The sequence below is a fragment of the Halomonas sp. E14 genome, assembly GCF_052568415.1.
In genome coordinates this window covers 3,721,376-3,742,798 of sequence record NZ_CP199423.1, presented here as the reverse complement: position 1 = coordinate 3,742,798, position 21,423 = coordinate 3,721,376, and the positions used below count along the sequence as shown (strand labels likewise).

Here is a 21,423-nt window from a genome sequence, read left to right as displayed (position 1 = left end):
TCGACCTCACCATCGGTTATTGCATGGCCGGCCATTGTATCCCTCGTCGGCCAGGTTATCCACACGCACACGGGAATCCAGAGGAGCTGTGGAAAACCTTCCTCAAGGACTCCGGCTCGCTGGGGATAACTATATTTTTCGCACCCGCTGTGGGTAACCTGAACCCTTGTCCACAGCCTGCCAACCCCTTGCCCACCTGACATCCGGCGTTTGTGCACAGCGTTTCTTTTTGCACAACTTCCTATAGATAAAGGCAAAAACCCACTTATCAACAAAAAGCATCCCCAGTAATAGTCACAACAGGTTCAAGAAAACCTCTTGTAATTATTGCTCGAACGCGTTCAGGCAGCGAGAAAACAGCGTTCAACAAGAATTGCGTCGGCCCCATGAAATCACTACAATTTCCGGTCTTGAGCCGAATCTCCCTGGGTTCCGACAGGAGCTCAGGACTTCTCTGGAAGACGTTCCGTCCAAATAAACCACGTGGGAATCAAGAGTTATGAAACGCACCTTTCAACCCAGCGTTCTCAAGCGCAAGCGTGTGCACGGCTTCCGTGCTCGCATGGCCACCAAGAACGGTCGCGCCGTCCTGGCTCGCCGCCGTGCCAAGGGCCGCAAGCGTCTGAGCGCCTGATCGCAGACGGCACGTGTCCGGACATGGCTTTTCCAAGCAGCTGCGTCTTCTTGCTGCGAAGGAATATCGATTCGTCTTCGACCATGCTGCATTCAAGGTTCATGGCAAGGGCCTGATGGCCCTGGCGTGCCCCAATGGACTGGACCACCCGCGCCTTGGCCTGGTCTTCAGTAAAAAGAACGTCCGCCGGGCCGTGGACCGCAATCGCCTGAAACGGCTAACGCGCGAGTCCATTCGCCTGCAGCAGCACCAGCTCCCCGCCGTCGATATCGTCGTGTTGGCACGACGCGATGCGGTCGGACTGGACAGCGCCACGCTGCATCGTCAGCTGAGCGGCATGTGGCGTCGCCTCGAGCGGGACGTACGAAAATCGAAGGCACCCTGACCGGATGCGGAGCCCGTCACCGCCATGAAAAGCCTGCCCAGGGCAGGCTTTCGTGTATATCGCACTGGCACCGCCTAGCGTTCCACGGCATGTTCACCACCCATTGGGCAGAACCCTCATGGACGTAAAACGACTCCTTTTACTGATTCCTCTGGCCGTGCTGGCGTACCTGCTCGTTGTCCAGTGGAACCAGGACTACGGCCAGGTCGCCCCTGAGCCGGAAGCTCCCGCCTTCACTACGCCGGCCCCCGGCGAAGAGACTGTCGTTCCCGGCGACGAGGGCCTCACAGTGCCCGCTGCGCCGCGCGCCGAAGGCGACCTTGGCGAAGAGATCGCCGCCGACCCGGCCCGCGCCACGGCCACGCGTGACCTGGTCGCCGTCGTCACCGACGTGCTGGACGTGCGCATCGACCCGCAGGGTGGCGACATCATCTACGCGGCGCTGCCACAGCACCGCATGACGCTCGACTCCGACCGCCCCTACGTCCTGCTGTCGGACAACGAGACGCGCAGCTACGTGGCACGCTCCGGGCTGCAGCTCGACGGCCATTCGGGCCGCATCGCCTTCACGCCCGCCAACACCAGCTACCGCTTGACCGACGGGGACAGCCGACTTGAGGTCGATCTGACCGCCGAAATCGATGGCGTCGACGTCATCAAGCGCTTCACCTTCCACCGCGGTAGCTATGCGGTCGACGTAAGCTACTACCTGGCCAACAACACCGACGAGCCGGTGACCGCCCGCTTCATCGGCCAGCTGGCCCGCGACAACAGCCCGGACCCCTCCAGCGGCGTGGCCATGGGCATGAGCTCCTACCTGGGTGCCGCCTACTCGTCTCCGGACGAGCGCTACCAGAAGGTCGGCTTCGACGATATCCAGCGCGGGCGCTTCAACAACCGTGACGTCCAGGGGGGCTGGGTCGCCATCATCCAGCACTACTTCGTCTCGGCCTGGGCCCCGCCCCAGAACCAGCAGAACCTGCAGTACGCCACCACCGACTCGCGCAACCGCAACGTGGCCGCCTTCGCCGGCCCGGTGACCACGGTGGCGGCAGACGGTGAAGCGCGCCTGGGCGCCACGCTCTACATGGGTCCCAAGGTCCAGAGTTATCTCGAGGAAGTGGCGCCCCACCTACGCCTCACGGTCGACTTCGGCTGGCTATGGTTCATCGCCAACCCGCTGTTCTGGCTGCTCGACCAGATTCACAGCCTGATCGGTAACTGGGGCTGGTCCATCGTCTTCCTGACCATCCTGGTCAAGCTGGCCATGTGGCCGCTCTCCGCCAAGGCCTATAAGTCGATGGCCCGTATGCGCAAGCTGGGGCCGGAGATGCAGCGCCTCAAGGAACAGTACGGCGACGACCGCCAAAAGATGTCCCAGGAGATGATGAAGTTCTACCAGAAGGAGAAGATCAATCCTCTGGGCGGCTGCCTGCCGATCCTGGTGCAGATGCCGGTCTTCATCGCCCTGTACTGGATGCTGCTGGAGTCGGTGGAGCTGCGTCACGCACCGTTCATGTTCTGGATCCAGGATCTCTCGATGAAGGATCCGTTCTTCATCCTGCCGATCCTGATGGGCGTGTCGATGTACGTGCAGCAGCTGCTCAACCCGACGCCTCCCGACCCCATGCAGGCGAAGATCATGAAGATGCTGCCAATCATCTTCACCTTCTTCTTCCTGTGGTTCCCGGCCGGCCTGGTCATCTACTGGGTGGTCAACAACATCATCTCGATCGCGCAGCAGTACGTGATCACCCGCAAGATCGAGAACGACCCCAGCGTCGGCAAGGCCCTGAAGACGAAGAAGTAAGCGTCTCGCGGCACAGCGCCAGACCCCTGCCCAGGCAGGGGTCTGGCGTTTCAGGGCCGCGAAACGGAGAATGCCTGCGTCGGCCCCTTCTCTCACGGTGAGATCCCATGTCCCAGCGTCTCTATTCCGAGGACACCATCGCGGCACTGGCCACCCCGCCCGGTCGCGGCGGCGTCGGCATCGTGCGCGTCTCCGGCCCGCTGTGCGCGAGCATCGCCGAGGCCATGGTAGGGCGCTGCCCTGCACCTCGATACGCCCACTACGGCCCTTTCCATGGCGCCGACACGCTGATCGACGAGGGCATCGCGCTGTTCTTCGCCGGCCCCCAGTCGTTCACCGGCGAAGACGTGCTGGAGCTGCAGGGCCACGGCGGCCCGGTGATCATGGACCTGTTGCTGGAACGCTGCGTTCAGCTAGGCGCTCGCCTGGCCCGCCCGGGCGAGTTCTCGGAACGCGCCTTCCTCAACGACAAGCTCGACCTGGCCCAGGCCGAAGCCATCGCCGATCTGATCGACGCCAGTTCGCGCCAGGCCGCCGAGAATGCCCTGCGCTCGCTGCAGGGTGAGTTCTCCCGCCAGGTCGATGCCCTGGTTCAACGGCTGATCGAACTGCGGATCTATGTGGAAGCAGCGATCGACTTTCCCGAAGAGGAGATCGATTTCCTCGCCGACGGCAAGGTCGCCGAGCAACTACAGGGTGTGAAGGACGAACTGGCCCGGGTGCGCGACGAAGCCGGCCAGGGCGCGCTGATGCGCGAAGGGATGAACGTGGTGATCGCCGGGCGGCCCAACGCAGGCAAATCGAGCCTGCTCAACGCCCTGACCCAGCAGGAAACCGCCATCGTCACCGATATCGCCGGTACCACGCGGGACGTGCTGCGCGAGCACGTTCACCTGGATGGCATGCCGCTGCATATCATCGACACCGCCGGGCTGCGCGACACCCCGGACGCCGTGGAGCAGATCGGCGTGGCCCGCGCCTGGGCCGAGATCGAGCAGGCCGATCGCGTGCTGCTGCTGGTGGACGCCGCCACCACCGAGGCCACCGACCCGATGGCGATCTGGCCCGAATTCGTCGAGCGGCTGCCCGACCCGTCACGCCTGACCCTGGTGCGCAACAAGATCGACGCCAGCCAGGAGCCTGCCGGATTCGACCCGGCGGGTGGCGCCACGCCGGTGGTACGACTGTCGGCCAAGACCGGCGCGGGCATCGAGAGCCTTAAGGGGCACCTCAAGACGATCATGGGGCTTGGCGCGACGGAAGGCCGATTCTCGGCGCGCCGGCGCCATCTCGACGCCCTGGATCGGGCGCAGCGAGCGCTCACCAACGGCGAGGAGCAGCTATCGGGCTACGGGGCCGGCGAACTGCTGGCCGAGGACCTGCGCGACGCCCAGCAGGCGCTGGCCGAGATCACCGGGGAGTTCAGCGCCGACGACCTGCTGGGCGAGATCTTCGGCAGCTTCTGCATCGGCAAGTAAGGCGGTCGCCCTACTCCTCCACCCACCAGCCGGCAGCGTGGCGGCTGGCTTCGCCGAGCAGCGGTGCGATGCGCTGCATGGCGTCGGTGAGCTGTTCGGCCAGCCCCCAGGGCGGATTGATCACCAGCATGCCGCTGCCGTACATGCCGCGCTCCTCGCCAGCCGGGTGCAGGCTCAGCTCGCTGCGCCAGATCTTGCGCAGCCCGCCGTCGCGCAGCGCCTCCAGCAGCGCCAGGTGACGCGCAGCCGGCAGCAGCGGATACCACACCAAGACAACACCATGGCGCACCTTGCGCATCGCCTGGATCACCGTCTCGGCCACCTCGTCGTATTCCGTCTTGCGCTCGTAGCTCGGGTCGATCAGCACGCATAGCCGCGGGGTCGCCACCGGCAGGTTCGCCAGCAGCCCCTTCAACCCATCGCCATGGATGCGCCGGGCATGGGCAGCCACGCCCGCCTGGCGGGCCAGGTGATCATGCTCGCCAGGATGCAGTTCGTAAAGCCACAGCCGGTCCTGCTCGCGCAGCGCCTGGCCCAACCACCAGGGCGACCCCGGATAGCAGGCCAGCGTCTTCGTTTTGCCCTGCGCGCTTTCCAACGCCTGCAGCCAGGCGCCAAGCAGCGTTTCATCGCGCAGCACCGCCCGTTCGTTCCACAGCGGCAGCACGCCCTGGCGATACTCGCCCAAGCGCTGGGTCTCGCTGGCCTGCAGCGGGTAGAGGCCGCGTCCCGCATGGGTATCGACGAAGGTGATGGGCGACGCCTTGCGCTGCAGGTGGCGCAGCACCGCCAGCAGGGTGAGATGCTTGTGCACATCGGCAAAGTTGCCGGCGTGGTAGGCATGCTGGTAGGAGAGCATGAATGGCAACCTCTCGCCGCCGGAGGGCCTCCGGCAAGCTTGGCATGGCCTGTACGCCGAAAGGCCCGCTGACGGCGTCAGCGGGCCTTTCGACGAAACGGGCAGGCGATTACTGGAACTGCGACTCGATCGGCGACAGCGTGATCTCGACGCGACGGTTCTGGGCGCGGCCCTCTTCCGTGGCGTTGCTGGCCACCGGCTGGCTCATGCCGTAACCGGTCATGTAGAGGCGCTGCCGGGCCACGCCCGACTGGGCCAGGTAGTTGCCCACCGCCTGCGCGCGACGCTCGGAAAGGCGCTGGTTGTAGTCGGCGCTGCCGGTGCTGTCGGTGTGCCCGGCAATGTTCACCCGGGTATCGGTGTACTGGGTGAGCACCGCCGCCACGTCGTTGAGCGCGTTGCGGGCGTTCATGGTCAGCTCGCTGGAGTCGAAGCCGAAGGTCACGCCGCTGGGCATGTTGAGCACGATATCGTCGCCGCGGCGGTCGACGTCGACCCCGGTACCGCGCATGCTCTCGCGCAGCTGCTCTTCCTGGCGATCCATGTAGGCGCCGATACCGGCACCGGCGGCCGCACCCACGGCGGCTCCGATCAGCGCACGATCGCGACGGCTGGTGCTGCCACTGCCGGACAGCGCACCGGCGGCCGCACCGACCGCGGCACCCACGCCGGCACCCGTCATGGTGCTGGAACGCTGGGTCTGGCCGGAATAGGGGTCGGTGGTGGCACAGCCCACCAGCAGCAGTGCAGCGGCAACCGGCACGAGGAGGCGATGGGTCTTGGACATGAAGTCTCTCCGAAAACTCAGGGTAACGAGGTCAAGGGGTATCAGGCTGATGGTCAACGAGAGCCAGCAGTTCGTTCAAGAATAATAGACCTTGGGGGGTCGGCTGAAGTCGTTCGTCATCTTCCATGAGAAGTCCTTTTTTACGCGCCTCGCCGAGGCGGCTCTCAAGCGCCATCCAGGCCTGGCCGGTATGCGACGACCAGGCCGAGGCCGGCACGCCGTCGACCAGCCGCAGCGCGTTCATGCAGAACTCCAGCGGCAGCTCTGCCGCTTCGATCGCCCGGCTGCCGGCGATGAACCCTTGGGGGTCGTTGCGCCGGCGCAGATAGGCCTGGGGCTGCCGGCTCTTCCAGCGCCGCTCGATCTGCCAATCGCCCGCCGTATTCCGCCGGCTGAGCTTGCCATGGGCGCCGGCACCGATACCCAGGTAGTCGCCGAACTGCCAGTAATTGAGGTTGTGACGCGAGCGCCGGCCGGCCCTGGCGTAGGCGGAGATCTCGTAGCGCCGCAGACCGGCGGCCTCCAGGTAGGCGTGGCCCTGGTCCTGGATGTCCCACAGCAACTCTTCCTCGGGCAGGACGGGCGGGCTGGTGAAGAAGGCGGTGTTGGGCTCCAGCGTAAGCTGGTACCAGGAGAGATGTTCCGGCTCGAGCGACAGGGCGCGCTCGAGGTCGGCCAGCGCCATGGCCGGGGTCTGCTCGGGCAGGCCGTGCATCAGATCGAGGTTGATGTTGTCGAAGCCGGCCTGGCGCGCTTCACGCATGGCCGTCACGGCGTCCTCGCCTGAATGGATACGCCCAAGCGCGGCAAGCTGGCCATCGTGGAAGCTCTGCACGCCGAGGGAAAGACGATTGATGCCCGCGCGGCGGTAGCCTTGGAAACGGCCGCGCTCAAGCGTGCCGGGGTTGGCTTCCAGGGTGATCTCGATATCGGCTGCCAAGGGCAAGCGCCGGGCGACCGCCGCCAGCAGCTCGAGATAGAACTCGGCCGACATCAGGCTGGGGGTACCGCCACCGATGAACACGCTTGCCAGCGGGCGGCCCTCGCACAGCGGCAGGTCGGCCTCAAGGTCCTGGATCAGCGCCTCGAGATACTCCGCCTCGGGCAGCGCATCGCTACGACCGACCGCGTGTGAATTGAAGTCGCAGTAGGGGCATTTGCGCACGCACCAGGGTACGTGCACATAGAGCGATAGCGGCGGCAAGCTTGCTGTCACAGGTAGCCCGGCGATGCGCGCAGTGCTGCCATCAGCTCGCGCAAGGCGCGACCACGGTGGCTCAAGCGGTTCTTGTCTTCGGCGCTCAGCTCGGCAACGCTCCTGCCCTGCTCCGGCAGCCAGAACAGCGCATCATAGCCGAAGCCGCCTTCACCACGCGGCGCCTCGAGCAGTTGGCCGTCCCAGCGCTGCTGAACGATGAGCGGCACCGGGTCCTCGGCATGGCGCAACAGCACCAGCACGCACCAGTAGCGCCCCGTGCGCTGCGCTGTCGGCACCGCGGCCAGGGCATCGAGCAGTTTCTGGTTGTTGCGCGCATCGCTCTTGGGCTCGCCGGCATAGCGAGCCGAGTAGATGCCCGGCTGGCCGTCCAGCGCATCGACTTCCAGCCCCGAATCGTCAGCCAGCGCCGGCAGGCCGCTGACGCGACTCGCCTCGCGCGCCTTGAGCAGCGCATTTTCGACGAAGGTGAGCCCTGTTTCTTCGACGTCGTGCACCCCGAAGTCCGACTGCGGACGCACCTTGAGCCCAAGCCCGCCCAGCAGTTGGGCAAACTCGCGAAGCTTTCCCGGGTTACCGCTGGCAAGCACCAGTTCGTCTTGGAGGGGCACGGCAGTTCCTTAAGGCTGAGGCATGACGACATGCATGGTACACGAGCACGCAGGCCAGCTGAACTGCCGCCAATAGGGGGCAACCGCAGCCCGTTTGGGCTTAGGCTCCCGTCATGCGCATCGCTCAGGAGCGAGGGTTGTTGCGAACGCTAATGTAACCTATCTTAACAAGGATTTTCCGAAACAGTGTTTTTGCAGCCGGAGCCACTGGAAACGTAGCGTACGTCAGGCACCTCCGCTGCCGCTCAGCCGTAGGGTTGGCCTTAAGACAGCCGGGAATGACGCCAACCAGGCACCCATCGTGAAGCGAAAAAGGAATGCATCGAGATGGAAGACAAGGCCAAACTACTGGTGGTGGGCTCTCTCGGCAGTCACCCGCCAGGCTTCATTGATGACATGAAAGCCAGGGGGTGGGCGGTGGATGCGGTAAGCGACTCGCCCCAGACCCTTCCTCTCTCCTTTGAGGAATACGCTGCCGGCCTGTACTGCCTGAACCCGGCCGACCTTCCCGAACAAAAGGCGCTGGAGCAGCTGGTATTGCGCTCCGACCTGCCGTGGATGGCCCTGGTCGACGGCGACCTCCCCGCCGATGCCGGCCTGCAGGCGGTCATGGCGAACCTGTTCATCGCCTTTCAGCAAGCCCCTTTCCAGCTCGAACAGATCGACTGCCTCATGACGCATGCCGTCGCCATGCGGCGCCTACACACCACGGCACTGCCCCAGGCACGCGCACACCAGGCCGAGACGCTGGGGCTGCTGCGCGCCTCTCCCGCCATGGGCAAGATGCTCGACAGCCTTCCACGCGTGGCCGCCATCGCTGCGCCCGTCTACCTGAGCGGCGAGATTGGCACCGGCAAGGCGCGCGTGGCGCGTGCCATCCATGCATGTTCACCACGGGCAACGGCGCCTTTCATCGCGGTAAGCTGCGCCACCTTGCCTGTCGGCTGGTTGCGCGGCGAAAGCAATACTGCCGCTTCGGGGCCTACCGCCAGCCACGACCAGCCGGCCAAGCCCCTGGCCCAGGCTGCAGGGGGCACGCTCTTTCTCGATGAAGTCAGCGAGCTCTCGGCGCAAGCACAGCACGACCTGCTGCACCTGATCGAGCGCGGCGCCCTGCCGGATCCTGAAACAGGGCGACTCGTCCCCTTCGATGTGCGAGTGATCGCCTCGACCCATGCCGACCTGGAAGTGGCCATGGAAGCGGGCCACTTTCGCCCCGACCTCTACCACCGCTTACGGGTACTCGAAGTGGAAGTACCGCCCTTGAGGGAACGGCAGGAGGATATCGAGCCACTGGCCCACGCCATCTTCCGCGACTATGCACAGGAGAAATCGCCCTGCGTCAGGGGCTTCAGCCAGGAGGCGCTGGTGCTCATGAAGCGGTATGCCTGGCCGGGTAACCTGCGCGAACTGGTCAACCGGGTGCGCCGCGCCATGGTCATGTGCGAGCAGCGACTGATAAAGCCGGCCGATCTTGGCCTGGAAAGACGCAGCTCGAACCGCCACATCATCACGCTGGAAGAGGCACGCAACGTGGCGGAAAGAGAGGTACTGCTGAATGCCCTCAACCGCAGCCAGTACAAGATAAAGAAAGCGGCCGACGAACTCGGGGTCTCGCGTGTGACCCTCTACCGGCTGATGGAGAAGCACGCCTTGGACCGCAGGGGTGAGCCAGAGCCGGGCGCGTCGCCTTGAGCCGGCGACGGCCGCGGACATGCAAGCAGCGTCCGACCCAGGCGGTGAAGGCCCATGGGAACGCGATCTTACCTGCCGTGCGCTGTTCGAAGTGTGACGCTCTCATACTGCTGGCGTTTTGTAACGCTTCAAATATGAATGTAACTAATCAGAAACAAAAAATCGAAACGGCCAATACCAGGGCGTTCATAACCGTCTGATGCGACGAATTCAGAAGAATGAGAAAGCTGGAAGAAAGCAAGTGCAAACCAAATGATACATTGCTTATAAGGGTTGATAAAAACGCTCACCCTTGTATGATCACATTGGAACCGCGGTTTACAGGGATCATGGAAATAATTTAACCATCTGATAAAAATGGATTTTATAGAAAACTGTGCAGCTTTAATAAACTCATGAGGTGGCTTGGCCCTATCATGAAAAAAAGCTATTAGAAAAGTCATTTAATTTAATCGAGACTCAATGAGTCTGCTTACGTATCATTACATAAACAAGAGCGAATATGGGGAAGGAGGTCTAGTATGGGTATCATGGAAGGACAGATTCTGCTCGTTACCGATATCAACCCGCAGTCGAAATTCTTTATCGAACACTTACAGGAAAAGATCGAACACAAGATCGTTGCGGTGTCCGAAGAGGAGTCCAGCCTCATCGATCACGACAACGCCACGCTGATCATTCTCGATCTGGACCACGTTAGTGAAAGCAACATGCAGAAGTGGCAGGCCCTGGCGGAAGAGAAGGAAGCGCTCAGCCTCGCGGCCTTCAATGTGCGTGGCGAAGACCATGCCGTCGAGCTTCTCTCGGCGCTCAACCTGCAGGGTATCTTCTACCGCGACGACAGCATCGACCTGATTTGCAAGGGGATCCAGGCGCTGCAGAAGGACAACCTGTGGATGTCGCGCTCACTCATGTCGCGCATGATCGAGCTGCTGCGCCGCCAGCAGATGAACTCCTACCGCCCGGCCTGCGGGCTGACACAGCGCGAGATGGAGATCATCGGTTTGCTCGGCACCGGCTCGACGAATTCAGAAATCGCCGAAAAGCTGTTCGTCAGCGAGCATACGGTCAAGTCACACCTCTACAACATCTTCCGCAAGATCAAGGTGCACAACCGGTTGCAGGCCATGAACTGGGCCCGACGTAACCTGTTCAGCGTGCCGGTGAGCTTCAAGCGCGAAAACCGGCACGACGAGAAACGCATGGCCTGAACGGCCCGGAGGGGGCCGTTCAGCACAGGCGTCACACCGTAAACACACGCTGCTGTATTAGCGCCGCCAGGGTATCGGTGGCATTCGCGGCCGTGGTGTCGATATGCACCAGGTGCTGGCGCTCTTCGTCGTCGAAGGGTTCGAACAGCCGCTGCTGAAGGCGCAACACCTCCAGGCTGGTGGTTTCATCCACCTCCTGTTGGCGTGCACGCTTGATGATACGCGCCTCGAGGGTGGCATCGTCCGCTTCGAAGCTGACGATCAGCACCGGCAACCCACGCGCTTCACCTTGCTGGCGCAGCAGCCGCCGCTGGGCCCGCGTCAGACAGGTCGCATCGACACAGGTGGCAATGCCGGCATTTAGCAGCACGCCCGAGAGCGCCGCCAGGCGATGGTAGGTGCGCTCGGTGGCTTGCTCGGAAAAGATATCCACAGGAGGATTGGGCACGACCTCCTGTGGATCGATTCCATACAGGCGCCGCCGCTCGGCGTCCGAACTGAGGCGTACCGCTCCCAGCCGCTCGACCACCTCGGCCATGAAACGGCTCTTGCCGCTGCCCGACACGCCGACGCCGATAATCAAGGGAGGGAAGCGGAACTCGGAAACCCGCTCGGCCAGATCAAGGTACTGGCGGCTCTCGGTCAGCATCTCAGCCAAGTGAAAGGCCTGGGTTTCGGCACCCGTATCCCACCGCTGCAACGCCCGGCGCGCGCCACTCAGCGAGCGACAGACGGCGAACACCGAAATCAGCCGCGTCAGTGCGTAATCGCCGGTCAGGCACAGGTAGCGATCCAGTGCATAGTGCGCCAGGCGGGTCTCGCCGCGCACGTAGAGCCCCACCAGCAGCGAGACGATGTCGAAGCCTCGGTCCAGGCGGCGGGTCGCCATTGGATCCGACGGGTCGAGATCCAGCGCATTGACCATCACCAGACGCTGCTGATCACACAGCGACATGAGCGGGCGGCCGGCGACCCAGCTGAACCGCGGTTCGCTGCGCTCGGCAAAGTAGGGCGCCAGTCTCGCCAGTTCCTGCTCCAGCCATACCTTCAACCGCGCGAGCCGTGTGGCATCCTCTTCGCCGCTCAGCCGGCGTTCCAGGGTAGCGAATTCGTCAGCGACCAGGGCACGCGTCGCCGTCAGCGAGCCCGAGGCGCCGGCATAGGGCAGGTCATCGACCAGCGCAAGGTGCGATGCCACCAGCGAATCGATCAGCTCATCCAGGCTGAGCGTATCGGTAGAGTCGCAGTCGGGTTTCGCTGGTCGTTCACTCATGGTCGCTCCTTGCCTGTGCGTGACTTCGTCTACATGGCCGCGAAGGCCTTCTCGGCGGCATCCAGGGTCAGCTGGATGTCCTCCGGCGTATGGGCGCTGGACATGAACCCCGCCTCGTAGGCCGATGGCGCCAGGTAGACGCCTTCCTCAAGCATGGCGGCGAAGAAGCGACGAAACGCCTCGGCATCACAGGCCGTTGCCTGGGCGAAGTTGTCGACCCGCGTCTGCCCGGTGAAGAACAGCCCGAACATGCCGCCGACCCGCTGGGTGATCATGTCGATCCCGGCCGCATCGGCGCGCTCCTGCAGCCCATGACAGAGGGTGTCCACCCGCTGGGCCAGGGCGTTATGGAAGCCGGGTTCGCGCAGCTTGGTCAGCAGGGCGATACCGGCCGCCATGGCCAGCGGGTTACCCGACAGGGTGCCCGCCTGGTACACCGGCCCCAGCGGCGAGATATGCGCCATGATCTCGCGCTTGCCGCCAAAGGCGCCTACCGGCATGCCGCCACCGACGATCTTGCCCAGACAGGTCAGGTCGGGCTCGATGCCGAAGTGCGCCTGGGCACCGCCCATGGCGACCCGGAAGCCCGTCATCACCTCATCAAAGATCAGCACACTGCCATGCTCTGTGCAAACCTGACGCAGGGTTTCCAGGAAACCGGGCTGCGGCGGGATACAGTTCATGTTGCCGGCCACCGGCTCGACGATGATGCAGGCGATCTCGCCGCCCATCTCCTCGAAGCAGGCTTCGACGGCATCGAGATCGTTGTAGGGCAGCGTCAGGGTATGGGCGGCAAGCGATGCCGGCACGCCCGGGGAGCTCGGCTCGCCGTGGGTCAGCGCACCCGAACCGGCCTTGACCAGCAGCGAGTCGGAGTGGCCGTGGTAGTTACCTTCGAACTTGACGATCTTGTCACGTCCGGTGAAGCCGCGTGCCAGGCGAATCGCCGACATGGTGGCCTCGGTGCCGGAATTGACCATGCGGACCATCTCGATGGAGGGGATCATCTCGCAGATTAGGTCGGCCATGGTGGTCTCGATGGCCGTCGGCGTGCCGAAGGAGAGCCCGTTGTCCAGCCGGCGACGCACGGCATCCAGTACGTCCGGGTCAGCATGGCCGGTGATCATCGGCCCCCACGAGCCGACGTAGTCGACGTAGCGCTTGCCTTCGACATCGAACAGATAGGCACCCTGGGCACGCTCAATGAACACCGGCGGTCGATGCAGCCCCTTGAAGGCGCGAACCGGGGAGTTGACGCCTCCGGGAATATGCCGGCAGGCCTGTTCGAAGAGCGTTGCGGATGTGGTCATGGAAACCTCGTGGCTGGGTCGAAAATCGCACTCCAAAACGGAGCGGCCTGACGGCTTCAGGCTGTGGATATTTTCTTGGATAACTTCTTGGATAACCTTGTCACTGTCGGTGGAGAAGCGGTGAACTTGCCCACCGCTTGGCGTTTCCATCGACGCTGGCGACATTCTCTGAGCTTGCACCTCGCATGGCCAGCGCCGCAAGGCGGTAGTCGGCGATGTCTTGCCTTCGATCAAGCCGCCCGGGGGCGCAAGGCCACGCCGGGGCAACGCCTGGTCGCGGCCGGGCTGCCAGCCTGCCTCCAGTGCCTGCCAGGTGAAGGCCTGGGCCTGTGCGCAGGCCTCGGACAAGGACTCTCCCGCCGCCAGGCGGGCGGCCAGCGCCGCGGCCAGCGTACAGCCCGAGCCGTGGTAGCTGCCCGGCAGCCGCGGCCAGCGCCAGCGACGCACCTCGCCCTGCCCATAAAGCGCATGCTCGACGCTCTCGGCGGGCACCTCGCTGCCGGGCGTGTCGGTGCCGGTCACCAGCACCCCACCGCACCCCTGCTCGAGCAGGACCGCCGCCCGAGCCGAATCGTCGCCTCCTGCAACGCCGGCAAGGCGCATCAATTCCTGGCGATTGGGCGTGAGAATATCCACAAGCGGCAGCAGGCGGCGGCGAAACGCCTCGAGCAGCGCGGTTGTGGATAACTCTCTTCCCCCCCCGGCCTTGAGCACCGGGTCGACGACCACCGGCACGCCGGGGAAGGCGCCGATGATCTCGGCCACCGCCTCCAGCGTCTCGGGGTGCGTGAGCAGCCCCACCTTGATGGCGGTGACGGGAAAGTCATTCAGCGCGGCGGCCATCTCGCGTATCAGCTCGGGAGTGACCGCCTGCACGCGCTGCACGTCGCGGCAGTTCTGCACCGTCAGCGCGGTCGGCACCGTCAACGCCCAGCCACCGCAGGCGGCAATCGCCTCACTGTCGGCAACCAGCCCCGCCCCGCCTGTCGGGTCATGGCCGGCCAGTACCAGCACCACCGGCGGGTGGTTCGAAGCGCCAGCGTCCAGCGCCATGTCAGAAGGGCTTCAGCACCGCCAGCACCACGATCGCCAGCAGGGCAATGACCGGCAGCTCGTTGAACCAGCGGAAGAACACATGACTCTTGGTGCAGCGCCCCTGGGCGAACTGCTTCAGGTAGATCAGGCAGACATGGTGGTAGGCCACCAGCACCACCACCAGCAGAAGCTTGACATGCATCCAGCCCATGCCGAGCCAATGCGGCATCAGGTAGAGCAGGCCGAAGCCGAGGCCGAGCACCGCCACCATGGAGGGCGTCATGATGCCCCGATAGAGCTTGCGCTCCATGACCAGAAAGTGGTCGATCGCCTGCTGCTCGCCCTTGTCACGCGCCATGGCGTGGTAGACGAACAGGCGCGGCAGGTAGAACAGCGCGGCGAACCAGGTCACCACGGCCACGATATGCAGAGCCTTGAGCCACAGGTACATGTGCTCTCCCAAGCAGCGAAAAAGGAAACAGGCAGCAGACAAAGGTACACCGCCGTCTGGAGAAAGGGCGGCGATCACCTCACTTCAACGACCTCACTTCAACGACCTCACTTCAACGACCTCACTTCAACGACCTCACTTCAACGACCTCACTTCAATGAATAGTACCGTTCGATGGCACCGCGGGTGATGATACCCGAAATTCGCTTCGTCTTCGGGTGGCGCCCCTGCTCCACGTAGAGGGCATCGACCGCACGCTCCTCGATTTGCTCGAAGGCCTCGGAGAGCGTTGCCTGGAGGTGGATCGGCGCCATCTCCAGACGCTGACCCGGTATTTCGAGCAGATCGATCAAGCCCTCCTGCTGTTGCGCCTCCGCCAGCTCGCTCTCGTCCATCAGCGCCCGTGCCAGGTCGGCTGCCTTCAGCGCCAGCGTAGGCTTGTCATCCGTCGAGCGCAGGATCAGGATCCAGGTCGGCTTGGCATTGAGCAAGCGCAGCGCACGCTCGCGCGTCACCATGCGCGGCGTGGTGACCAGGCTGCGCTCCATCACGGCCGGCACAGAGACGCGTGACAGCGCCTGCATCAGTGGCTGCTGCAGGGGGTGCAGTCCATGCCGGGTGACGCTGATGAAAAAGCCCTCGCAGCGGCACAGCTGCCTTGCCGTCAGGCCGGAGACCACCACGGCCAGCATGCCGGGCAGGATGATGTTGGGGTTGTGGGTGAGCTCCAGCAGCGCCATTAGTGCCGCGAGCGGCGCCTGCAGCACCGCGCCCATCATGGCCGCCATACCCAGCATGGCGTAGAAGCCGGTCTCGCCGGCCAGCTGCGGCGACACCCAGGCCGCCACGAGCCCGGCCAGGGCGCCGGCCGCCGCCCCCACCACCAGCATGGGCCCGATGATGCCGATGGGAATGCCGCTGGCCACGGTAAGCGCGGTCAGCAGCAGCTTGGCAACCACCAGCACCAGCAGCACGTCCATGCTCAGCGAATCGGTCAGCGACGCTGCCAGGCTGTCATAGCCGATCCCCTGCACCTGCGGGTACCACCAGGCCACCATGCCGGTGGCCAGCGCCACCAGCGCCAGACGCAGCCACACGGGCAGGCCGGCGATGCGCTCGCTTCGCGCCACATGGATGAAAAGCCCCGCCAGCAGGCCGATGAACAGTGCCGTCACCACGATCCAGGGCAGGTTCCACAGCGAACCGAGGCTCACGCTCGGCACCTGGAAGGCCGGCTCGGAGCCGTAGACCAGCATGGCCACCAGCGCGCCCATGGTGGACGCCAGGATCACCGGCATGAAGCCCGCAATGGTGTACTCCATCATCACCACTTCCATGGCAAAGATGACCCCGGCAATGGGCGTGTTGAACGAGGCCGAGATACCTGCCGCCGTGCCGCACGCCACCAGCACGCGCAGGCTATTGTGGGGTAGCCGGAGACGCTGTCCCATGCCGCTGGCCGCAGCGGCCCCCAGGTGGATCGCGGGTCCCTCGCGGCCGGCGGAGAGCCCACCGAGCACCGACACCGCCCCGACCCACCATTGATTGAGCCAGTTGCGCAGCGGAAAGCGCCCCTGGTGGTAGGTCAGGCGCTCGATCACATGGCCCACGCCCAGCTTGCGCGCCGCCGCCGGCTGGCGCCACAGGCCCACGCCGATGACCAGCACCGCCAGCAGGGGCAGCGCAGCGCGTACCCAGGGAGGCAGCCCCTCGAAGGCCTCATGGTTCCCATTCGGCATGTAGCCCAGGGCGGCGAGATCGAGCAGCAGGCGAAACCCGACCATCAGCGCCCCGGTCAGGATGCCCGACACCACGCCCAGCACGCAGAGCTGGGGCAGCGCATCGACATTGGCCAGCTGACGACGAAAGCCTTCCAGGCTGAAGTCAAGGCGGGGTGGCTGTGGCACGTGGCGTCCTGTACGGCGGTGGCGGTTGGCTGGGTGGTGCCCGGCACTCTTGTGTATCATATCCGGGCAGGGTGGCCCAGTTCCGGCCGCCGTGCTTCAGGCAACCCATGAAGGAGCCCATCGTGATCAAGGTTGGAATCGTTGGTGGTACCGGCTACACCGGGGTCGAGCTGCTCAGGCTGCTGGCCCAGCATCCGCATGTCGAGATCGACGCCATCACTTCCCGATCCGAGGCCGGGGTGCGCGTCTGCGACATGTATCCCAACCTGCGTGGCCATTACGACAGCCTGACCTTCAGCGAACCCGATGCCGAACGCCTGGGCGCCTGCGATGCGGTATTCTTCGCCACCCCCCACGGCGTGGCGCACGCCCTGGCCGGGGAGCTGCTGGCCAAGGGCACCCGGGTGATCGATCTCTCCGCCGACTTCCGCCTGCGTGACGCCGACGAGTGGGCGCAGTGGTACGGCCAGCCGCATGGCGCACCGGAGCTGCTGGGCGAGGCCATCTACGGCCTGCCGGAGATGCACCGTGAGGCCATTCGCCAGGCGCGCCTGATCGCCGTGCCCGGCTGCTACCCCACCGCGGTGCAGCTGGGGCTGCTGCCGCTGCTCGAAGCCGGCCTGATCGACGCCGGGCATCTCATTGCCGACTGCAAGTCCGGCGTCACCGGCGCCGGCCGCGGCGCCAAGGTGCCCTCGCTGCTGGCCGAGGCCAGCGAATCGATGAAGGCCTACGCCGCCGGCGGCCACCGCCACCTGCCGGAGATTCGTCAGGGTCTCGGCGATGCCGCCCAGGGCCCGGTCGGGTTGACCTTCATTCCTCACCTCACGCCGATGATTCGCGGCATTCATGCCACGCTCTACGGTCGCCTGCTGGGCGAGCCGGGCGACCTGCAGGCGCTGTTCGAGCGGCGCTTCGCCAAGGAGCCCTTCGTCGACGTGATGCCCGCCGGCAGCCACCCGGAAACCCGCAGCGTGAAGGGCGCCAACCTGTGCCGCCTGGCGGTGCATCGCCCGGGGGACGGCGACACCGTGGTGGTGCTCTCCGTCATCGACAACCTGGTCAAGGGTGCCTCGGGGCAGGCCATTCAGAACCTCAACCTGATGTTCGGCTTCGACGAGAGCGCCGGGCTCCAGGCGCCGGCCATGATGCCCTGAAGGCGACGCATCCCGAGCAATAGTTGACCCTTTTGCTCGGGTTTGTGGATAATTCACTGTCAGACCATTCATTTTCGGCTCAGGGGAGGATGCCCATGAGCGGCGCAGAAACGTTCACGCCTACGCCCATGATGCTCACTGCAGCCGCACGCCAGCGGCTCCAGGCGCTCATCGCGGAACAAGGCAATCCCGAGCTCAAGCTGCGGGTGTATGTCACGGGAGGCGGCTGCTCCGGCTTCCAGTACGGCTTCGATTTCGCCGACGCCGTGGGCGACGACGACACCGTGATCGCCTTCGGCGACGTCGCCCTGGTGGTCGACGAGCTCTCCTACCAGTACCTCGTCGGCTCCACGGTAAACTACGAGGAGGGGCTCGCCGGGGCGCGTTTCCTGGTCCAGAACCCCAACGCCACCACCACCTGCGGCTGCGGCGCCTCCTTCATGGTGTGAGGGCACTGCCGCATCACCCTGACCAGCGGCAACGCATCCCCGCTCGGCCTACCACCTACGCCGATAGGCCTGGCCAACGCGACACTGTTTAACGCGAATAACGAAAAACCCCGCTCCGGCGGGGTTTTTTTCGTCTGTGGATAACTTTTCGGCTCTGGCAAGTCCAACCTGCCGACAGGACGCATGACCCCGCCGTTTCAGCCGATCTTACGCCGGTGTTCACAGTCGCGGTAACAAGCGCGGTAGGGGGCGGTGGAAAAGCCGGGGACAGCGGCGGCTGTGGGCAAGTCTGCCTTTCATCCACAGGCTGGACACCGGAGACCCAGAGGCAGTCCGCCCTTTTCCAGCGCAAAAGCCAACAAGGCAACTTATTGACTTTAAAAGTTAATTACTCCTTATCCACTGAATCTATCCACACCAGTAGTTACAACCACAACAGAACTTCTCTTTTAACTCTTCTTATTTTATTTGTTTACCGAAGGACGAAAAACGGGGTGTGGAAAACCCCTGACGCTTACCCACAGGGGGTTTATACTGCCAGGCTATTTTCGATCCCCGGCAATATCCGCGCGCAGCGCAACGAGGTGCACCTTGGAGTATCCCGACCGCTTTGACGTCATCGTCATCGGCGGCGGCCATGCGGGAACCGAAGCCGCCCTGGCCTCCGCCCGCATGGGCTGTCAGACCCTGCTGCTGACCCACAACATCGAGACCTTGGGCCAGATGTCCTGCAATCCCGCCATTGGCGGGATCGGCAAGAGTCATCTGGTCAAGGAGATCGATGCACTGGGCGGTGCCATGGGCCTGGCCACCGATCTCGGTGGCATCCAGTTCCGTGTGCTCAACGGCCGCAAGGGCCCTGCCGTGCGCGCCACTCGCGCCCAGGCCGACCGCGTGCGCTACAAGGCAGCGATTCGCGGCATGCTGGAAAACCAGGCCAACCTGACACTATTCCAGCAGGCGGCGGGGGACCTGATCGTCGAAGGCGACAGCGTACGTGGCGTAGTCACCGAAACCGGCATCCGCTTCCTGAGCGAGAGCGTGGTGCTGTGCACCGGCACCTTCCTTGGCGGCGTGATTCATATCGGCCTCGAACAGAGCCGCGGTGGGCGCGCCGGCGATCCGCCCTCGAACGCCCTGGCCGAACGCCTGCGCGCGCTGCCGTTCCGGGTCGACCGGCTCAAGACCGGCACCCCACCGCGGCTGGATGCCAAAAGCGTCGACTTCTCGGTGCTCGAGGAGCAGCCGGGCGACTCGCCCACCCCGGTGATGTCCTACCTGGGCAGCCGCGACATGCACCCGCGCCAGGTGAGCTGCCACATTGCGCACACCAACGAGCGCACCCACGAGATCATCTTCGCCAATCTCGACCGCTCGCCGATGTACTCCGGCGTGATCGAGGGCGTTGGCCCGCGCTACTGTCCGTCGATCGAGGACAAGGTGCACCGCTTCGCCGACAAGGCGAGCCACCAGGTGTTCATCGAGCCCGAAGGCCTCGATACCCACGAGCTCTACCCCAACGGCATCTCCACCTCGCTGCCCTTCGACGTGCAGCTACAGGTGGTGCGCTCGATCAAGGGCCTCGAGAACGCCCATATCACCCGGCCCGGCTACGCCATCGAGTACGATTTCTTCGATCCACGCGATCTCAAACACTCGCTGGAAACCAAATTCATCCACAACCTGTTCTTCGCCGGACAGATCAACGGCACCACCGGCTACGAAGAGGCCGGCGCCCAGGGGCTGCTGGCAGGCCTCAATGCCGCGCGCCGCGCCAAGGGGCTGGTCAGCTGGCATCCGCGCCGCGACGAGGCCTACCTCGGCGTGCTGGTCGATGACCTGATCACGCTAGGCACCAAGGAGCCCTACCGCATGTTCACCTCGCGCGCCGAGTACCGGCTGCTGCTGCGCGAGGACAACGCCGACCTGCGCCTCACCGAGGCCGGCCGCGAGCTGGGGCTGGTCGACGACGTTCGCTGGGCCGCGTTCAGCGCCAAGCGTGAGGCGATCGAGCGCGAGAGCGCCCGGCTCAAGGCCAGCTGGGTACAGCCCGGCACGGCCGCTGCCGAGGCCATCGAGACCAGGACCGGCAAGTCGCTGGCCCGTGAGTACAGCCTGCTCGATCTGCTCAAGCGCCCCGAGCTCGGCTATGCCGACGTGGCCCACCTCGCCGGCGAGCCCGTGGATGATGAAGCGGTGGCTGAACAGGTGCAGATCCAGGCCAAGTACCAGGGCTACATCGACCGTCAGCAGGACGAGATCGACAAGCTCAAGCGCCACGAGGCCACGCCGCTGCCCACCGATCTCGACTACGCCAGGGTCGAGGGCTTGTCCCACGAGATCCGCCAGAAGCTCGCCGAGGCGCGTCCCGAGACGCTGGCCCAGGCCTCGCGGATTTCCGGGGTGACGCCCGCCGCGGTATCGATCCTGCTGATCCACCTGAAGAAGCGCCGCCTGCTCGAGGACAACCGGGTGAGCCAAGCATGAGCCACGCGATCTCGCCCTTGGTGGAAACACGGCTTGACGACGGCCTCGAACAGCTGACGATTCGCGTCGATGCGCAGCAGCGCGAACGGCTGCTGCGGCTGGTCGAACTGTTGCACAAGTGGAATCGCGCCTATAACCTCACCGCGGTACGTTCACCCGACGAGATGGTGGCCAGGCATCTGCTCGACAGCGCTGCGGTGCTGCCCTTCGTCAGCGATGCGCCGCTGCTCGACGTCGGCGCCGGCCCCGGCCTGCCGGGCCTGGTGCTGGCAATCCTCGAGCCGGAGCTCGCGGTCACCCTGCTCGACAGCAACGGCAAGAAGGTGCGCTTCCAGCGCCAGGCGGTCATGGAGCTGGGGCTTGGCAATGTCACCCCCGTGCAGGCCCGGGTCGAAGCGTTTACGCCGCGCTCCGGCGGCTACCTGCAGGTGATCTCGCGCGCCTTCGCCAGCCTGGGCGACTTCCTGCGCCTCACCGAGCCGTTGCTGGCCGCTCAAGGCCGCTGGCTGGCGATGAAGGGGCCGGCGGTCGAGGAGGAGCTGGCCGAACTCCCCGCCGGGACGGTGATTCGAGAGCGCCACGCCTACCGGGTGCCGTTCAGTTCGGGTGAGCGTCAGCTTGTGATTGTCGAGCGATCCGATTCCAACCCAGGCCGTGATTGAGCGGCA

18 protein-coding genes and 1 pseudogene are annotated in these 21,423 nt (G+C 64.7%); 10 read left to right on the top strand and 9 right to left on the bottom strand.

Annotation, left to right across the window (positions count from 1 at the left end):
* Window positions 1-499: 499 nt before the first annotated feature.
* The 4 genes from rpmH (at window position 500) to mnmE (ending at window position 4,307) form a co-directional block, all read left to right on the top strand.
* The gene (gene rpmH / locus ACT7B3_RS17640; protein ID WP_010626003.1) at window positions 500-634 is read left to right on the top strand and encodes a 50S ribosomal protein L34; all 135 of its coding nucleotides are present in this window, start codon (window positions 500-502) and stop codon (window positions 632-634) included.
* 13 nt (window positions 635-647) lie between these two features.
* Window positions 648-1,019, top strand: coding sequence for a ribonuclease P protein component (gene rnpA / locus ACT7B3_RS17635; protein WP_444678879.1), 372 nt, complete (start codon window positions 648-650; stop codon window positions 1,017-1,019).
* Window positions 1,020-1,137: 118 nt separating this feature from the next.
* On the top strand, window positions 1,138-2,829 hold the full coding sequence (gene yidC, locus ACT7B3_RS17630; protein WP_445158815.1) for a membrane protein insertase YidC: 1,692 nt from the start codon (window positions 1,138-1,140) through the stop codon (window positions 2,827-2,829).
* Window positions 2,830-2,936: 107 nt separating this feature from the next.
* A complete protein-coding gene (mnmE, locus tag ACT7B3_RS17625; protein ID WP_445158814.1) occupies window positions 2,937-4,307 on the top strand; it encodes a tRNA uridine-5-carboxymethylaminomethyl(34) synthesis GTPase MnmE in 1,371 nt (456 codons plus the stop codon).
* A 10-nt stretch (window positions 4,308-4,317) separates the two neighbouring features.
* Here the strand turns inward: mnmE and ACT7B3_RS17620 are convergent, their stop codons facing one another.
* The 4 genes from ACT7B3_RS17620 to rdgB all read right to left on the bottom strand — a co-directional run bounded on the left by ACT7B3_RS17620 (window position 4,318) and on the right by rdgB (window position 7,780).
* A complete protein-coding gene (locus ACT7B3_RS17620) occupies window positions 4,318-5,166 on the bottom strand; it encodes a 23S rRNA (adenine(2030)-N(6))-methyltransferase RlmJ (protein ID WP_445158813.1) in 849 nt (282 codons plus the stop codon).
* A gap of 109 nt (window positions 5,167-5,275) precedes the next feature.
* Window positions 5,276-5,953, bottom strand: a complete 678-nt coding sequence (locus ACT7B3_RS17615; protein WP_444678881.1) for an OmpA family protein — start codon at window positions 5,951-5,953, stop codon at window positions 5,276-5,278.
* A gap of 31 nt (window positions 5,954-5,984) precedes the next feature.
* Window positions 5,985-7,169, bottom strand: a complete 1,185-nt coding sequence (hemW, locus tag ACT7B3_RS17610; RefSeq protein ID WP_445158812.1) for a radical SAM family heme chaperone HemW — start codon at window positions 7,167-7,169, stop codon at window positions 5,985-5,987.
* Window positions 7,166-7,780 carry an RdgB/HAM1 family non-canonical purine NTP pyrophosphatase gene (gene rdgB, locus ACT7B3_RS17605; RefSeq protein ID WP_445158811.1) on the bottom strand — a complete coding sequence of 205 codons (615 nt, stop codon included), beginning with the start codon at window positions 7,778-7,780 and terminating at the stop codon, window positions 7,166-7,168. The genes hemW and rdgB overlap by 4 nt, the downstream gene beginning before the upstream one ends.
* Before the next feature lie 327 nt (window positions 7,781-8,107).
* Between rdgB and ACT7B3_RS17600 the strand changes: the two genes are divergently transcribed.
* Both ACT7B3_RS17600 and ACT7B3_RS17595 read left to right on the top strand, forming a co-directional pair.
* A complete protein-coding gene (locus tag ACT7B3_RS17600) occupies window positions 8,108-9,475 on the top strand; it encodes a sigma 54-interacting transcriptional regulator (protein ID WP_445158810.1) in 1,368 nt (455 codons plus the stop codon).
* 521 nt (window positions 9,476-9,996) lie between these two features.
* Window positions 9,997-10,686 carry a LuxR C-terminal-related transcriptional regulator gene (locus tag ACT7B3_RS17595; RefSeq protein WP_444678885.1) on the top strand — a complete coding sequence of 230 codons (690 nt, stop codon included), beginning with the start codon at window positions 9,997-9,999 and terminating at the stop codon, window positions 10,684-10,686.
* Between the two features lie 31 nt (window positions 10,687-10,717).
* On the opposite strand, the gene ACT7B3_RS17590 is transcribed toward ACT7B3_RS17595, so the two are convergent.
* From ACT7B3_RS17590 to ACT7B3_RS17570, 5 genes and pseudogenes are all read right to left on the bottom strand, one after another.
* Window positions 10,718-11,959: an AAA family ATPase gene (locus ACT7B3_RS17590; protein WP_444678886.1), complete on the bottom strand. Its 1,242-nt coding sequence runs from the start codon at window positions 11,957-11,959 to the stop codon at window positions 10,718-10,720.
* 29 nt (window positions 11,960-11,988) lie between these two features.
* A complete protein-coding gene (hemL, locus tag ACT7B3_RS17585; protein WP_444678887.1) occupies window positions 11,989-13,269 on the bottom strand; it encodes a glutamate-1-semialdehyde 2,1-aminomutase in 1,281 nt (426 codons plus the stop codon).
* Between the two features lie 255 nt (window positions 13,270-13,524).
* Window positions 13,525-14,322 (bottom strand): annotated as a pseudogene (thiD, locus tag ACT7B3_RS17580) (bifunctional hydroxymethylpyrimidine kinase/phosphomethylpyrimidine kinase); the annotation flags it as partial.
* A 1-nt stretch (window position 14,323) separates the two neighbouring features.
* Window positions 14,324-14,755, bottom strand: a complete 432-nt coding sequence (hemJ, locus tag ACT7B3_RS17575; RefSeq protein ID WP_444678889.1) for a protoporphyrinogen oxidase HemJ — start codon at window positions 14,753-14,755, stop codon at window positions 14,324-14,326.
* A gap of 149 nt (window positions 14,756-14,904) precedes the next feature.
* Window positions 14,905-16,662 (bottom strand): chloride channel protein, encoded by a 1,758-nt coding sequence (locus tag ACT7B3_RS17570; RefSeq protein WP_445158809.1) that lies wholly within the window; start codon window positions 16,660-16,662, stop codon window positions 14,905-14,907.
* Window positions 16,663-16,784: 122 nt separating this feature from the next.
* Here ACT7B3_RS17570 and argC point away from each other — a divergent pair, with 122 nt between their 5' ends.
* From argC to rsmG, 4 genes are all read left to right on the top strand, one after another.
* The gene (gene argC / locus ACT7B3_RS17565; protein ID WP_445158808.1) at window positions 16,785-17,819 is read left to right on the top strand and encodes an N-acetyl-gamma-glutamyl-phosphate reductase; all 1,035 of its coding nucleotides are present in this window, start codon (window positions 16,785-16,787) and stop codon (window positions 17,817-17,819) included.
* 95 nt (window positions 17,820-17,914) lie between these two features.
* Window positions 17,915-18,268, top strand: coding sequence for an iron-sulfur cluster insertion protein ErpA (gene erpA / locus ACT7B3_RS17560; RefSeq protein WP_444678890.1), 354 nt, complete (start codon window positions 17,915-17,917; stop codon window positions 18,266-18,268).
* A gap of 591 nt (window positions 18,269-18,859) precedes the next feature.
* Entirely contained in the window at window positions 18,860-20,755 is a 1,896-nt protein-coding gene (gene mnmG / locus ACT7B3_RS17555; RefSeq protein WP_445158807.1) for a tRNA uridine-5-carboxymethylaminomethyl(34) synthesis enzyme MnmG, read from the top strand.
* Window positions 20,752-21,417 carry a 16S rRNA (guanine(527)-N(7))-methyltransferase RsmG gene (gene rsmG, locus ACT7B3_RS17550; protein ID WP_444678892.1) on the top strand — a complete coding sequence of 222 codons (666 nt, stop codon included), beginning with the start codon at window positions 20,752-20,754 and terminating at the stop codon, window positions 21,415-21,417. Before mnmG ends, rsmG begins: the two co-directional genes overlap by 4 nt.
* Window positions 21,418-21,423: the final 6 nt, after the last annotated feature.